Origin of the sequence: Psychrobacter sp. GW64-MNA-CIBAN-0177 (assembly GCF_040309585.1) — a bacterium.
Lineage (GTDB): Bacteria > Pseudomonadota > Gammaproteobacteria > Pseudomonadales > Moraxellaceae > Psychrobacter > Psychrobacter okhotskensis.
In genome coordinates this window covers 1-245 of the sequence record NZ_JBEOOY010000526.1, presented here as the reverse complement: position 1 = coordinate 245, position 245 = coordinate 1, and the positions used below count along the sequence as shown (strand labels likewise).

General features: G+C 33.5%; 1 protein-coding gene. It reads left to right on the top strand.

Going from position 1 to position 245, the window contains the following annotated elements; translation table 11 throughout:
- The coding region (locus tag AAEY79_RS16090) for a hypothetical protein (protein ID WP_407074214.1) at nucleotides 1-199 on the top strand (199 nt) is incomplete at its 5' end.
- Nucleotides 200-245 lie beyond the last annotated feature (46 nt).

Here is a 245-nt window from a genome sequence, read left to right as displayed (position 1 = left end):
ATCTAACGGTTACTTATTACCAAATGGTTTTAGTATTGATGAGATTATTGATGGTATTAATACAATTTTGTCAAAGGAAAAAAAACAAGCTTATAGAACAAGTGCAAAATCTTGGGTAGAAAAGCATTTTAATTCTAGTGTGAATTACCCACTATTTGTCATCCAAGTTGAGAGCGTTGTAGGTTTATATGACTCGTAATAAAATACTAGCCTATGCGATAGGCCCAATTGGCGCGGCTATTATG